Annotated in this window: 12 protein-coding genes and 1 riboswitch; of the genes, 2 read left to right on the forward strand and 10 right to left on the reverse strand. The window is 36.8% G+C overall.

Translation table 11 applies throughout. The features are described 5' to 3' along the window. Positions 1 to 95: 95 nt before the first annotated feature. A complete protein-coding gene (locus D9782_RS20240) occupies positions 96 to 662 on the forward strand; it encodes a YhcN/YlaJ family sporulation lipoprotein (RefSeq protein WP_026681551.1) in 567 nt (188 codons plus the stop codon). A 175-nt stretch (positions 663 to 837) separates the two neighbouring features. Further along, positions 838 to 1,779 carry a M23 family metallopeptidase gene (locus D9782_RS20245; RefSeq protein WP_121605927.1) on the forward strand — a complete coding sequence of 314 codons (942 nt, stop codon included), beginning with the start codon at positions 838 to 840 and terminating at the stop codon, positions 1,777 to 1,779. A gap of 172 nt (positions 1,780 to 1,951) precedes the next feature. On the opposite strand, the gene D9782_RS20250 is transcribed toward D9782_RS20245, so the two are convergent. The 10 genes from D9782_RS20250 to D9782_RS20295 form a co-directional block, all read right to left on the reverse strand. Continuing rightward, a complete protein-coding gene (locus tag D9782_RS20250) occupies positions 1,952 to 2,059 on the reverse strand; it encodes a methionine/alanine import family NSS transporter small subunit (protein ID WP_121605573.1) in 108 nt (35 codons plus the stop codon). Between the two features lie 2 nt (positions 2,060 to 2,061). After that, the gene (locus tag D9782_RS20255; protein WP_026681553.1) at positions 2,062 to 3,600 is read right to left on the reverse strand and encodes a sodium-dependent transporter; all 1,539 of its coding nucleotides are present in this window, start codon (positions 3,598 to 3,600) and stop codon (positions 2,062 to 2,064) included. A 605-nt stretch (positions 3,601 to 4,205) separates the two neighbouring features. Beyond that, on the reverse strand, positions 4,206 to 5,756 hold the full coding sequence (locus D9782_RS20260) for a Na+/H+ antiporter NhaC family protein (RefSeq protein ID WP_121605574.1): 1,551 nt from the start codon (positions 5,754 to 5,756) through the stop codon (positions 4,206 to 4,208). A 172-nt stretch (positions 5,757 to 5,928) separates the two neighbouring features. Continuing rightward, positions 5,929 to 6,107, reverse strand: a riboswitch (Lysine riboswitch). A 53-nt stretch (positions 6,108 to 6,160) separates the two neighbouring features. Beyond that, entirely contained in the window at positions 6,161 to 6,940 is a 780-nt protein-coding gene (yunB, locus tag D9782_RS20265) for a sporulation protein YunB (protein WP_026681555.1), read from the reverse strand. Between the two features lie 60 nt (positions 6,941 to 7,000). Further along, positions 7,001 to 8,086, reverse strand: a complete 1,086-nt coding sequence (locus D9782_RS20270) for an HD-GYP domain-containing protein (protein WP_121605575.1) — start codon at positions 8,084 to 8,086, stop codon at positions 7,001 to 7,003. Between the two features lie 523 nt (positions 8,087 to 8,609). Further along, positions 8,610 to 8,912: a YunC family protein gene (locus D9782_RS20275; RefSeq protein WP_026681557.1), complete on the reverse strand. Its 303-nt coding sequence runs from the start codon at positions 8,910 to 8,912 to the stop codon at positions 8,610 to 8,612. Positions 8,913 to 8,991: 79 nt separating this feature from the next. Further along, positions 8,992 to 10,389, reverse strand: coding sequence for a bifunctional metallophosphatase/5'-nucleotidase (locus D9782_RS20280; RefSeq protein WP_121605576.1), 1,398 nt, complete (start codon positions 10,387 to 10,389; stop codon positions 8,992 to 8,994). Positions 10,390 to 10,402: 13 nt separating this feature from the next. Continuing rightward, positions 10,403 to 11,221: a sulfite exporter TauE/SafE family protein gene (locus tag D9782_RS20285; RefSeq protein WP_121605577.1), complete on the reverse strand. Its 819-nt coding sequence runs from the start codon at positions 11,219 to 11,221 to the stop codon at positions 10,403 to 10,405. A 552-nt stretch (positions 11,222 to 11,773) separates the two neighbouring features. After that, entirely contained in the window at positions 11,774 to 12,760 is a 987-nt protein-coding gene (locus D9782_RS20290) for an ABC transporter substrate-binding protein (RefSeq protein WP_026681560.1), read from the reverse strand. Between the two features lie 116 nt (positions 12,761 to 12,876). Further along, entirely contained in the window at positions 12,877 to 14,184 is a 1,308-nt protein-coding gene (locus tag D9782_RS20295) for an NtaA/DmoA family FMN-dependent monooxygenase (protein WP_121605578.1), read from the reverse strand. Between the last annotated feature and the right edge of the window lie 614 nt (positions 14,185 to 14,798).

Here is a 14,798-nt window from a genome sequence, read left to right on the forward strand (position 1 = left end):
CATCTTTTCGAAAAACCCTCCAGAAATAAAATAGTATGATTTTCAACTCAAATTGCAAACTAATGATGAAAAGATATTTTGAATGGAGGATAGCAATGAAAACAAGAACACTTATACCAATCGGCCTGACTTCTTTGCTACTCATTACTGGTTGTGCAAATAATAACAATGCTATTGATGAAAGAGACCAAATACGGAATGAATTAGATCCCAATCAAGAGTTACGAGCTCCGGCAGAAGATGGTGCTGATGATAAACTTGGCTATGTGCGTTATACGAAAGAACAAATGGAAAATAATACAGAAAAAAATCATTCCGTAAGTATTGACCGTACTGAAATGGCGAATATGATTACGCGAATTATGTTGCGTGGTGATGCTTTCGATGAAGTCGCAACACTTGTAACGGACGAAGAAGTGTTAATTGCTTACCAAAAATCTGGCCGTTATGATCAGGATAGAACAGCGGATATGGCAAAGCGTACGGCAATGTCAGTTATGCCTAGATACTTTAAAGTATATGTCTCGGACAATACAAGTTTAATTAATGATATCCACAGTTTGCATAATCTAAGTACAACAGAAGGTGATTATGATAATACAATTCAGAGCATTATTAAAGAAATGAAAAAATCACCTCAAGGTAGTAATAAAGGTATGTAATCAAAAACAGAAAGGAACTGATTGGAATTCCAATTAGTCCCTTTTATTTTATTGTATAATCAGAACTACTTTGACAAAAAATACAGAACATCAGCTACTTATAACGTTATTAAGTAAAGAAAATATGCGTGTAAGGTAAGGGTGAAACATTTTGTATGCAAAACGTTTTTTTTTCATGATCATAATTCTATTTTCGATTTTTCCGCATACATTTGCACATGCAGAAGAGAAAACGATTTATGATAAAAGAATGGCATTATTCAAAAAAACAGAAACTTTAAGTCAAATTCCTTGGTACTATTTCGCAGCAATTGATAATTACGAGCGCAACAAAAAACAGGATTCAGATGATGAGAAAGTTATCTCTATTGAGGTGCCACCTGAATTATGGTATGGATTAGGAAATTCTTCTATGATCAAGGATGAACGATTAATCGTCTTTTTCAATGGAAAGGGTAAAGATGGCGATGGTGATCAAAAAGCCGATCCGAGAAATTCGGAAGATATTCTTCATACGATGGCAAATTATTTACTTGAATACGGTCAAACGAAGGATGATATAAAGATTGCATTATGGAATTATTATAAGCGGGATTTATCCGTACAGACGATAATGAACACTGCAAAGGTGTTTAAGGAATTTCAAGATATTAATTTAACGGATAGGGATTTTCCTGTTTCTATAACTCACAATTATAGTTATAGAAGCACATGGGGTGACCGAAGAGGATTTGGCGGATTACGAATTCATGAAGGTACCGATATTTTTGCAAATTATGGAACACCTGTAAAATCAACAACATATGGTGTTATAGAAATGATGGGCTGGAATCTCTATGGAGGATGGAGAATCGGTATTCGTGATATTTATAATATTTATCATTATTATGGACATATGAACGGTTACGATGATGATATTAAGGTTGGTCAAGTTGTTAAGCCTGGAGATATACTGGGGAGTGTTGGTTCGACAGGTTATGGACCGCCGGGAACATCTGGAAAATTCCCTCCACATTTACATTATGGTATGTACAAAGATAACGGCAAAAGCGAATGGTCCTTTGATCCATACCCTTATTTACGTAAATGGGAACGAATTGCGAAACAAAAAGATTAACAAGATAGTCAATTTAAACTTATATGACTTCTTCGCCTAGACTGGATAGAAAATAAATAATAAATTGAAGCGTTCAAAGGTCTGTTAGAATCGAAAAGGCTTCCCTTCACCTAGCTATAGCAACTAGAGAAGGGAAGTCTTTCTGCTACAAATTCGATAAAAAGGTCACTTCTTATTTTACTTCTTTTGATTTCTTCACAGCATACATAACACTTGCAGCTAATCCTCCCCAAATAATTACCATACTAAGAATCATCACTAAAATGACACTGCCAGTCATAGTTATTTGGCCTCCCTCTCCTCTGAATGCTCACTAACACCTTTAGCTTCGGACCTCCACTTAGTAGCAGCCATGACAATACCGATAATAAGGGCTGCTGCTGCAACAAACCAACCTCCAAATACGATAAATATATCTGCATATCCTTCATAATTTCCAGTTTCTGTGTCAAATTGCTTCATTAGGTTTAGTCGGAATAAATCGAACATCATATACCCCAATACTAGAGGTGTAATAACATTTAGACTTAGCGACCACCACCAACCTAGGCGAATATCAGAAATAGCATTGGCATGTGTTTTTAGATCCTTTACTTTACGAAGAATCCATGCAATAAGCACTACTTCAACAAGTCCTATAAGCGCTACTCCAAATTGATTAATAAAGTAGTCAGCTGCATCCAAGAAGAACAGACCACCTTGAGTCGCAAATAAAAGTGAAATAATTGCGGCTATTCCACCTCCAAATAAAACTGCCTTTGATCTGGATATTTTGAATTTATCTGTTAAACCAGCAACATATGTCTCTGTAATTGACATCAATGAAGTTAATCCAGCAAGTACCAATGAAGCGAAAAACAAAAAGCCAAATAATCCATTCAGTCCTGGGAATTCATTAATTATCGCCGGAAAAACTACGAAGGCAAGACCAACTCCTCCTGAGACTACTTCCTCTACCCCTACACCGGATTGAGCTGCCATAAATCCAAGAGCAGAAAACACCCCAATACCAGCTAGTAACTCAAAGCTTGAATTACCAAATCCTGTAATAAAGGCATTGTTGGTAATATCCGATTTCTTAGGTAAGTAGCTTGAATATGTGATCATAATAGCGAAGGCAATCGATAAACTAAAAAATATTTGCCCATATGCTGCCACCCATACTTCTCCATCTAATATTTTACTGAAGTCTGGAGAAAAAAATGTTTGCAATCCGTCCATAGCTCCGTCTAATGTAATTGCTCGAATAACAATAATAAGGAAAATAATAACTAAAGCGGGAATAAAGATGCGGTTTGCAATTTCTATTCCTCTCTTAACTCCTTTAAATAAAATACCTAGAACTACAACCCAAACGATAATTAATGGAATAAGTACACCTGGTACAAGACTTCCTATTTGTCCTGGTTCTACGGTACGATGTAAAAAGTCATTCATTAAAAACCCTTCCGTATCTGCTCCCCAGCTTAAATTAATTGAGAAAACAGAATAGGATATTGCCCAGGCAATAATAACAGAATAGTACGTAGAGATAACAAACGATACGAGCACTGCCCACCAGCCAATAAATTCTGTCTTTTTATTTATTCGCTTATACGTAAGCGGTGCAGAACCACGATATTTATGTCCCATCGTAAATTCCATAATCAAAATAGGAATACCGGCGGTTAGTAGTGCGAACAGATAAGGGATAAAAAAGGCTCCTCCACCATTCTCATAAGCGACAGCTGGAAAACGCCAAATATTTCCTAGTCCAACCGCTGAACCCACAGCAGCCATAATAAACCCTGCTCTTGTCCCCCATTGTGAACGAGTTTCCATTACAATACCTCCCCCTCTTCCTTACCAAAATAGTTGGTTTAAGGAATGTTTTTAAAGTTTTATTTTTTCAGATATTTCTGTTTGTATTATAACGGTACTTTTATACTATGTCAAAGAATTATTTGAATTTCAAGATATTTCTAATTTTAATTAACAAAAAAACAGCATATATAGTTATTAGATATTTTTAAACAATTATTATAGGCTTTTAGATTAGGTTATTCGTTACTTCTCCAGAAGAAAAAATACTCGATTCCTCATCGTAACACTAGAGATTCTTCGGGTATTTGTACAAAGCTTCTAGCTACATTCCCTCCACACAGAACAAAGACTTCATTTCGTAGCTTTAAAAGTTGGACAATATTTTTTCTACTATAAAAAATACTGCCGAGAAAAAATTCCCGACAGCTTGGATTTTAGCTTAAAGTTTTTATTTCCACAGAATACCATCGCCATGTTATAAGATAAACTGACTACAACAAGCGAAGTTTTCTATTGTAAGCACCGTAAGAGTATAACCTATTGGTCTCTATTCTAAACCGGCGATTTTACTGTATGTTACATGCCCGATACATAATCATTCGTAGCATAACACCGATCTCGTATTATGACTTTGTGTTCGATAAAAAGTGCAGGATTAATGCAATAGCTAAGACGATAACAAGTGTAGCAATTAAAGGAAATACGACTTGATTGGTGAAACCAATTATAAGATAGCCAATTCCAGCTGAAACAGCTGCCAAAATCGCATATGGCAATTGAGTCAAGACATGATCAATATGATTTGCACCAGCACCCGTTGAAGATAGAATTGTCGTATCCGATATTGGTGTACAATGATCACCAAAAACAGAACCAGCAAGCACTGCAGCCATAGAAGGTAATAACATAGAAATATCTGTAATTACTGTCACCTCAGCTGCGATCGGAAGCATGATACCGAATGTCCCCCAGGATGTGCCTGTAGCTAAGGCCATAAATCCTGCAATCAAGAAGAATAACAACGGTAACCATGCCGGACTAATCGAAGCATTATCTACAATTTGTGCTAAATACTCCCCTGTTTTTAATGTTCCTATCACTGAACCAATTGTCCAGGCCAATAATAGTATATAAATAGCAGGAAGCATTGTTTTCAAACCTTCTACAATAATTTTTCCTGCGTTGCTTTTCGGTTTCCTTTGTAATCCATGAAAAACAAATGATGTTAAAACAGCGATTGTACCACCAATAAATAGCGATAGATTAACATTCGTATTTGCAAAAATGGATATAATGCTAACATTACCATCGCTTGCATTTGCACCTGTAACAAGCATGGATACCACAGTAGCAAGAATCAAAACACCAATTGGGACAAGAAGATGATAGATTTTCCCATCTGTATGTGCTGCAAACGTATCGGTTAAATCTCCCGGTACTCTATCCTGCTTAGGATTTAGTAATTCTCCTGTCTGAATTGCCCTTTGCTCATGTGCTTTCATCGGGCCAATATCCATCTTTAAGTAGGCTACTAAAAACACAAGTAGTATGGCTCCTAATGCATATAAATTATATGGGATCATTTTAATAAACGCCTCTAAAGGTCCTATATCTGTGATGCCATTTGCTACAAATAAGCCACCAATAATACCAATGATATATGCTCCCCAGCTCGATATCGGTGATATTACCGTAACTGGTGCCGAAGTTGAATCAATAATATAGGCTAGCTTTGCTCGTGAAATCTTATGTCGATCTGTTAAGGGTCTTGCTATTTGCCCTACAGCCAAGCTGTTAAAATAATCATCAATAAAAATGATAATACCTAGCACCGCACTCATTGCTTGCGCACCGACTCTTGTTTTTACACGTTTGATCATCCATTCACCGAAGGCTCGACTCCCACCTGAAGCTTGGAGAAAAGCTGTCATTATTCCTAATAAAAGTAAAAATCCTAATAACAGAAGGTTACCTGTATTTAGCGAGCCTTCCGATATAAATATAGTATAAATAATAATTCCTATTTCCTTTAGGGAATCCCATATTGAAAAATCATGAATGAGAAGTGCTCCTGCTACAATCCCAGTTCCTAAAGATAATAATACATTTCTCGTTACTAATACCAATACGAGCATTAATATTGCAGGAATAAGGGAAAAAATTGTTCCTTCCATTGTTGTAACCTCCACTATGATTGTTTGCAATAATGAAAGAAAACATACTGTTCAAGAAAATGGGATACGTGGAAAACGGGGCTGCGTCAGAGAATGGGGGCTCTGTAAACACAAAAAGACAATGATAGAAAATAACCTACCATTGCCTTTACAATATACGTTATCCTCCATTTCGATCAGTAGTTCTCCATGCACATTGCTTCTTGCATGACAGTATACTTCTTATTCAAAAGCACACCAGCAATAATAAGGAAGACACTTATTATGCTTCGGCAATACATCCTTTCATCAATCATCATCGTTGTCATCCTCCGACTGATTAATCATATCCATTGCACCTCTACCTCACCGATCTGATAAGGTTTAAATATTCACTAGCTAATAATAATTATTATAACAAGTACTTAATCAATATTCAAGTCATCCTTGGGAACGGCTATGTTTGGACCACTACTTCCTTCTCCACCACCAAAAAATTCTGGAACATCACCCATAAGTACCCTTGAGTCAACATATACCTTCGTTGTAATTTCCGCAGGCTCGGTCGTAAATGGTACGACAATCTGTGCATTAACGGTAACCGGTATATAAATTTCAAACAATGCAGCATTAATACCAAATTCTTTCATTTCGTATTTTATATCTGATTGAATACTGCCAACAATTTCAAAATGAACAGGGACTTTGGGTCCTAAATTAGCTAAAATAGTACTTCCGGTCACTTGACCGATGGGAATCTCGACTACCGTTGGATCTTTGTCAGCAAGTTCATTTGCTGAATCTCCGTAATCCTTTGGTTCCATATCTGGATCATCCGTATTTAACATTTCTCCTTTGTTCATTCCGTATAAAAAGTATTCCGCTCTAATGGTAGCAGCTCGCAATGCTCTGCTCACTGCTGAAGCATTCCAACCAACAATGGTAGGATATCCATTTTCATCTTTACTAACGTCCATTAAGTCTTCAAAGCTTATGTTTTCCGTTGACTTCACAGCTTCATTAATCGTTCTAGTCGCGAATTCAACTGTCTTCCTTTTGGCTATCTCCATCAGTGGAGGAGTTATCCCTTTATCTACTATTAGAATACTAAGGGAGGTTAATATGACAAATGTAATTGAAGTCATTAAAAAAATCGCCTTAGCTGGAGAAGTTGCTTTTATCTTTAATCCTGATCGTCTACCCATCTAAAAACCCCCTTGCAACAAACATATGCTTGTTCCAAGAAGGTTAGAATGTAAAAAATCTCAATCTATTTTGCATGAGAAAACCACCACATTTAGTACGTTAGCTAAATTAACATCATATGGTTTAGCTAATTTTCTCCCTTGCTCCTTGTTAATTCGAATAATTGGTCTGTCGCAAACATGCGGATTTTGTTTTACAACAATACCTTGTCTCCCATCATTTAGATCAACCATAATACCATTTGGATAAACAACAATAGAACTCTTTAACGCTTCAATCATTTCTCTATCATATAATTGTCCAGATCCGGCATATAAGATTTCTAAACCTTCGTGAGGAAGCATGGCATCACGATATACACGATTACTTGTAACTGCGTCGAACACATCTGCAATCCCTATTAATTTTGCATATTTATGTATCGATTCAGAAGTTATTCCAAGTGGATAGCCTGATCCATCCAACCGTTCATGATGCTGTAAGGCACAAAGTAATACAACAAAAGGTACACTATCCTGACCTACAAGAAAACGGTATCCCGTTCTTGTATGGTTTTGAATAATTTTAAATTCTTCTTCTGTTAATTTTCCTGGTTTTTGTAATATATCTGGGTTAATAAACAGCTTTCCAACATCGTGCAGCATTGCTGCCATCCCTATTTCTTCTAATTGCTTATTAGATAGCTTTAACTTAACACCAATAGCCAGTGCATAAATGGCTACATTTAAAGAGTGTTGAAATATATAATTATCCGATACAATCATATCGGTTAATAATGATAATGACTGTTCGTTTTGTTGCAGCTCATTCGTGATTTGCTGAACAATCACTGAAAGTTCCGATCCTTTTTGATCAAGGATATAAGATCGGTTTGTCAATCCATTATGCTGTAGGGAAAGAAATACTTCCTTAATCGTTTCTGAAGCCTCTCGTCTGAGTGATTTTGAAATGGTCGGCATTGCCGCTATATCCTTCATTTCTTCATCCTCAATATAAATGTATGTAATCCCGTGCTTTACTAGTCTATCAAGAAACTGCTTTGTTAAGGCAACACCTTTATTTACCAGAATGACGCCACTTTCATTATATATTGTTTTTGCTAGAATAGCGCCTGGTTCTATTGATCTTGTATTAGCAAGTCTCATTATGTTCTCCTAATACACATATATAGTTATTTACACCCATTCAATTACATAAATCCACTTATTTTAACATAAATCTAATCAAATAGTACCAGAACATACGTGAAATATCTATACCTATTCCTTTATAAATCTATGATTCTTAAGAAACGTATTCATCATTATATGGTAGGTCGTAGGATGTAAAAAAGTGTCTGGTACGAAACGAAAATAGTTAGTCCAAAAGCCGAACGATAAAACAAAATGTTACTACATGGCGCAATCAAAATCCGAAGGCGCTTTGAAAACAGAGCGTTTTTTCTGTGTACGATGTATCGCTACCGAAGTCTTCCATATCCTGTGGGAACAGCGCAAGCTAAAGACCCCGCGCAGCAAAACGCTCTTTGCTACCCAAGGAAGCTGAAGCCATGTCCGCAAAAAGCGTAATATTTTGCTGGAGCGGTGAGCACGAGTAAACAAATAATCTGAACTGATTCGTTCGGATTACGATGTGAATAAAGTAATAATTTTTTCCCTGTCTCGACAGCTAAGAGATTCGGATCAATGCATCTTTCCCTATCATTCCTTCTTCCCAACCATATTGCTTGGATGCATCTGTTATTTTTTGTAACGGTGCATGCAAAAGCTCATCAATTGTCCGAACACCTACCGCACGACCAGCTACTACCTTTCGATCTGCTAATTTTTCATTTAATATATCCACATCTAGAGCTGCACACATGATATAACCGACTTCATTCGAAATAATTAACAAGTTCGTTTTTGGTAATTCTACAACGATAGCCGTAAAAAAGATTCCATCTACTTCTAGCGGGTTTACTGTAATCATAAACGTGTATGGCCTCCTTCATTCTCTTCTTCATATCTATATGCAAATGAAGGGCCTATTGTCACAAAAGCCTAAACGCTTAATCCTTAAATCCTTCTTTTAATGTATAAACTAATATATCTCTTAAGAATTCTGGTAAATAATATTGTTTGATTTCTGATTTAGCAACTTCAGGTAACAGCCTGCCAAATGTAAACGTATCCGCAGTAGCAACCGTATACGTTTTTTCTGGATCTAATGGATAAGACCCTAAAAATGCCTGTTTTACAAAGTACTCCCCATTTTTTAACTCCTCCATATCCATTTCAAGTCCAGCAAACGCCATTTTACCTAATACTTTTCCGCGAAAACCAAAACCCTTTAATTGTAATTGCATAAATTCTTTTGTTTGTGATGCTCTTATTACCTCCAGTAATTCGTCACCATTCAACTCTACGACACATGTATTTATCGGATGCGGACAAATGCGATGTACATCACCATAAGTCACTTTACCAGCAGGTAAACCTTCTAATAGGAGTCCAGCATTTAGCATGGCGCAATCTGCCTCTGTTTGTTTCTTAATAGATTCTGTTAAAGCCTGCAATATTGGCGTTGACTGAAACCAATTTACCTCTAAAGGATATGCTAATTCTATAATCGGTTTAGCAAGAATGGTAGTAGCTTGTTTATATAATTGCTCTATTCTTCGTTCTGTAGTTTTATCTTTTGGTAAATGAGTTATATTCAACGCGTATGCCTCTTTACGACTCAGTTTATGCTCATCATGGTCCCAAGTTAGAATAACTTCTCCTACATAATGACAATGTTTTCCGGCAGCAGTTATTAATGTATTATTAACATACTCGCCATTACGCAACAGATGATGTGTATGTCCGCCGATGATAACATCAATATCAGGGAAGTTTTTGGCAATTTCTTGATCCTCACTATACCCTAAATGCGATAGCAGAACGACAATGTCTGCCTGTTTTTTCACATTATCAATCACCTGTTGTAACTGTTCAAATGGAGGTGATACATACCAATCTAGTAACTGATAAAAGGCATTAAATGGTGCCGTTAAACCGATAACTCCTATATTTACTCCATGAGCGGATTGTAGAATCGTACTCTGTTGCAGCCACGCTGGTTCTATTTGATCGCTACTATGTAAGTTGGCACATACTATTTCAAAATCAGCTTCATCATAAAGATGGAAAAGATCCTGATGCGATAACGTAATACCTTCATTGTTACCTAACGTAACGACATCATACCCTGCTTCATTCATAAGTTGAACATTTGCTTTTCCCATAAAGGCATCTGATATAGGGTGAACTCGGTCTACATGATCACCAATATCAACTGCCCAACAAGAACAGCCTAATTTACGTCGACTATCCCTTGTCTCTTTAAGATATCCTGTAACACGAGACCATTGATCAAAATTGCTATGTAAATCATTCGTATAATAAAAATAGATATTCTCTTTCATTATGTTATGCTCCTTATGATAGCCCTTGAGAAATCATGCGAATCCCAATAATGATTAATACAATTCGTAATATCCATTCTAGTGTTTTACCTGTTAGAAGTTGGTTAACCCAAGCACCTAATTTTCCACCAATCCATGCACCAGGAATAAACAAGAAAACATACTGCCATTCAATATGCCCTAAAGCAATATGTGTTCCAGCTCCAATAATGCTAATAAAGAAGATCATAAACATCGACGTAGCAGTAGCAATATGCGCCGGTATCCCAAATAATAATATCATCGCAGGCACCATAATGGATCCACCGCCAATACCAAATAACCCAGACAAAGCTCCTACTATTAATGATAGTACAAAAGCTACCCATTTAGACACCGTATATTGATATGTTATTCCATTTAATTCGAATGTCCTTATCTCACTTATGTTATTACTTATCTGCTTTGTTGGCTCTTTTCGCTTAATAAAGAAAAGGAGCGAAATGACAATTGTAATACATCCAAAGTAGAGTAGAAATTGATCACCATCAATAAATTGATTTAACCAAGACCCTATCATGCCGCCAGGTAAACTACCAGATAAAAACAGTAGACCTGTTTTATAATCAACACGTCCACGCTTGTAATAAGCAATAGTTGATGACATGGCGGTAAAAACCATAGAGACTAATGATATTCCAACAATAGCTTGAGGGGTTGCCCAAGAAAATGCATCGGAAAGCTGGTTTAAAAATAATAGGCTTGGAATAAGAATAATTCCACCGCCTAGCCCCATTAAACCACCTACAAAAGCTGTCAAAATTCCTATAAGTATACAAATAACAAAGACCAATCAATATCCCTTCCATCCAACCATTTTTTCTGTCTTATTCAATACTAGCATTGATTTTTAATAATTCCTATATGGAAGCATTCAGTTTAACATAAACTTCAAAACCTCTAATGAAATATTGAAAAACAGCCGTAAACCAAAAGGCTTAAGACTGCTATCTCGTCAACATATAAAGTCTTTTTTTCACGTAATCGATACCAAAAAAATTAATAACTTCGTCCCATAATTGAATCAAAAATAATCTTTCTGGAGATAATATATACAAAAGCAAAGGAGGGATGTGGATGATATATATTCAAGTCAAAGAGAATATTATATTGATAAAAACTTGGCCCATAATTATGACAATCCTACTCATCAAACAATTATGGGCACTGCTATGAAGAGGGGCTTGTCCCCTCCTTCCATTTATAGTATGGATAATTATATATAAAAATATACTATATGGAATAAATTTAATAGAAGATTCTATTAGACATAGACCTTAACTTATGAATCCTACTAATTATAAAGTCTATAGACTCTATTAAAACTACAAATTAAAACGTAACATTATTTTTCCAGATGTTCTTGTACATTTTTTAAAAATTCAATTCGGCTATAAGCTGGACCACCCTCCATTAGTGGGTCAACTACGTTCACAAACACGTGATCATTTTTAAATGCATTGATGTTTTGTACAATCGAATTCTTTTTCATTTCCTCGAAGGCAGTTTCATTTTCTTCATTTTCACTAGTAGAGAATTGCACAAATAAATAATCCGGATTCATATCAGCTAGTTGTTCAACAGATATTGCCTCTTGTGTTTTCGCTTTCTTCACCTCGTCTGGAACTTCTAATCCCAGTTCATCATATAGTACAGGGTTAAAGAATACACCTTCTGGATAGACGAAAACTTGCCCTCCACGAACTCGAATAGCTGCTACTTTTTTACCTTGGAGCTTCTCTGTTAATGATTCTTCTGCAGTAGCCATATCTGATTCATATTCAGACAAGATTGTTTCTGCATCTGCTTGCTTTCCAGTTAATTCAGCCATTAGCTTCAAATTAGCTTCCCAGTTTGTTGAAATATGCGAAACTAAAATAGTTGGAGCTATTTTCTGCAATTTCTCTTGTACTTCTTCAGGAAATTTCGTTGTTCCAAGTATTACATCTGGCTTCAATTCCAGTATCTTCTCAAAATTTGGCTGTTGTTTTTCTCCAATGGATTCAGCTTCCTCGGTCGCTGCAGCATAAATCTCTGGGAACTCTCCTCCCACAGATATCGCTCCTGTTAAGTTTACATCAAGTACTGTAGCATCCTCCATTGCTTCCATTGCTCCTGTCACAACAACTTTTTCTACAGTTTTTGGTACAGTGTACGCTTCACCAAGATACTCAATTGTTCTTGTTTCGCTTTCCTCGCTAGTATCCTCATTTGCTTGAGCCGTGTCTTCACTATTATTAGAAGAACTTGACTCACTATCTTTATCTCCTCCACATGCAGCTAATACAACCATTAGTAATGCGATTAAACTAACGAACATAAATCTTTTCATCTTTCCTAAACCCCTTCCCGCTATAATAATAGTAATACTTAAAATCTAAGCTATCTTCCAATTAATTGTTTCACTGATAAAAACTGATATCCAATCAGACTTATTTCAGTGACAGTTTATGTGATACCTAAATGCTCACGTAAGGTAGACCCAGTATATTCACTCCTAAACAACCCTCGCTCAACTAGCATTGGCATCAGCTCGCTAAAGAACAGTTCCATCGATGTTTTCGAGCCTCCTGGTAAAGCAATAAACCCATCTGCAGCACCTGTTTCAAACCACTCCGTAATTTCATTTAGCGCGTCCTCAACTGTTCCTACGACGACCCAATGTGCAGAACCGACTACCTCCGGCCTTGACAACAGTTCTTCCACTGTGGGCTGCTGTCGTGTAATTAACCTGCGCAACAAATCAGCATGCGTCCTACTGCGAACTGATTGATTTTGATCGGGTAGCATATCGACTGTTATCGATTGATCTAAAGGTAGTGTACTGATATCCATACCAAGTATGGATTTTACTGAAGCATATCTATGCTCTTGACTTAGATGTGCATGCGCTTTCCGATGTAGTTCTAGTGCTTCCTCACGCGTATTGGCTAGGAAAAAATACAATCCAGGCAAAACTCGTATTGCGCTTGGATGGCGTCCATGCTTCTTCGCTCGTCTCCTTAGGTCATCACGTAATTCAATACCTGAAGCCATATCTGGAGTGGCTGCGAAAATAGCGTCCGCTACCGAAGCTGCAAAGTTACGTCCCGATTCTGAGGCGCCTGCTTGGAACAAAGGAATGGTCCCTGATTTATGTGCCGGTACATTAAGCGGTCCTTCAACACTAAAAAAATCACCGGAATGATTGATCGGAGAAACCATTTCCTTATCCGCATATTGTCCTGTAGAACGATTAATAACCAGCGATTCGTTCGGATAACTATCCCATAGCTTGCGGACAATGTCTGTGAATTCACTTGCTTTCTGATATCTTTCCGGTGATGACGGCATCGGATCATCCCCGAAATTTCCAGCACCTTCAATGGAAGTGACGATATTCCACCCTGCACGCCCATTGCTAATCCACTGCAAAGACTGAAGCTGCCTAGCAACCGTATATGGTGAGTTGAAAGTGGTAGAAGCAGTAGTAACCAGTCCAATTCGGTTGGTCTCACGAGCAATCGAAGTTAGCAGAAGCGTCGGATCTAAGCTGCCAAAGCCAGGTGAATTCCCCAGTACCTCTTTGTTCAGAAACAATGTATCTGGCCTAAAGATAAAATCAAGTTTCGCCTCTTCTGCCATCTTCGCTAATTGCACATAAAAGTCGCTTGAATATAAGTTTTCTACACCACTGTCTGTATGTCTCCAGCCATTCCCCTTCATCCATGTTGTTGACAAGGACAAACCGATGCATAGCTGCCTATTTGTGGTCATATGTACCAAAACCTTTCCTACAAAGTAAGTTGTACCCGGAAAATGCTTTAATCAGAAGTATTTTCTACATATGGGCACAGCAGCCATATAATAGTCTATGAATGGTAACATTGTTTTGGAAATTATGTCGCCTTGACCAATGAACTCCTTAGAACAAAAAGGAACACACTTGCCCTGCCCAATAATTAGTTAAACAACTAGTAACCATGCCTCCTTTTTTATTTCTACTTCTTCTGTAACATGATTGGCTACAACACCAAACGACATTTGCTGTTCCTACATCATTAAAAGACAGAATAGAAAGTCAGTAGATTTTCTAATTGATATTGATTATCATTATCATTATAATGCTTGTGAAGCATAAAATCCAGAATAATTTTGTACTTTTTTCTAATTAGAAACGAAATCACGAAGTCTATATCAAGATTTAATGTTATTACGCAGTCCCAATCGTATTTCTGTAGTAGACGCAGGCAACAAAATTCACAAAAGAAAAACCTGTATATCTGAAGATACCTAATTAAATGAGCTAGAGGAAAAAGCCCCCCGAGAGTCATATCTAAAATAAACGACTACTATGGAGATGCTTTTATTATTGGAGAAAAAGAAATATG

This window comes from Virgibacillus sp. Bac332, from assembly GCF_003667785.1.
Lineage (GTDB): Bacteria > Bacillota > Bacilli > Bacillales > Amphibacillaceae > Virgibacillus > Virgibacillus salarius.

What these genes read in the sequence shown, in the direction of transcription:
- D9782_RS20240 (WP_026681551.1), top strand. Translation starts at nt 96, where the DNA reads ATGAAAACAAGAACACTTATACCAATCGGCCTGACTTCTTTGCTACTC.
- D9782_RS20245 (WP_121605927.1), top strand. Translation starts at nt 838, where the DNA reads ATGATCATAATTCTATTTTCGATTTTTCCGCATACATTTGCACATGCA.
- D9782_RS20250 (WP_121605573.1), bottom strand. Translation starts at nt 2,059, where the DNA reads ATGACTGGCAGTGTCATTTTAGTGATGATTCTTAGTATGGTAATTATT.
- D9782_RS20255 (WP_026681553.1), bottom strand. Translation starts at nt 3,600, where the DNA reads ATGGAAACTCGTTCACAATGGGGGACAAGAGCAGGGTTTATTATGGCT.
- D9782_RS20260 (WP_121605574.1), bottom strand. Translation starts at nt 5,756, where the DNA reads ATGGAAGGAACAATTTTTTCCCTTATTCCTGCAATATTAATGCTCGTA.
- yunB (WP_026681555.1), bottom strand. Translation starts at nt 6,940, where the DNA reads ATGGGTAGACGATCAGGATTAAAGATAAAAGCAACTTCTCCAGCTAAG.
- D9782_RS20270 (WP_121605575.1), bottom strand. Translation starts at nt 8,086, where the DNA reads ATGAGACTTGCTAATACAAGATCAATAGAACCAGGCGCTATTCTAGCA.
- D9782_RS20275 (WP_026681557.1), bottom strand. Translation starts at nt 8,912, where the DNA reads ATGATTACAGTAAACCCGCTAGAAGTAGATGGAATCTTTTTTACGGCT.
- D9782_RS20280 (WP_121605576.1), bottom strand. Translation starts at nt 10,389, where the DNA reads ATGAAAGAGAATATCTATTTTTATTATACGAATGATTTACATAGCAAT.
- D9782_RS20290 (WP_026681560.1), bottom strand. Translation starts at nt 12,760, where the DNA reads ATGAAAAGATTTATGTTCGTTAGTTTAATCGCATTACTAATGGTTGTA.
- D9782_RS20295 (WP_121605578.1), bottom strand. Translation starts at nt 14,184, where the DNA reads ATGACCACAAATAGGCAGCTATGCATCGGTTTGTCCTTGTCAACAACA.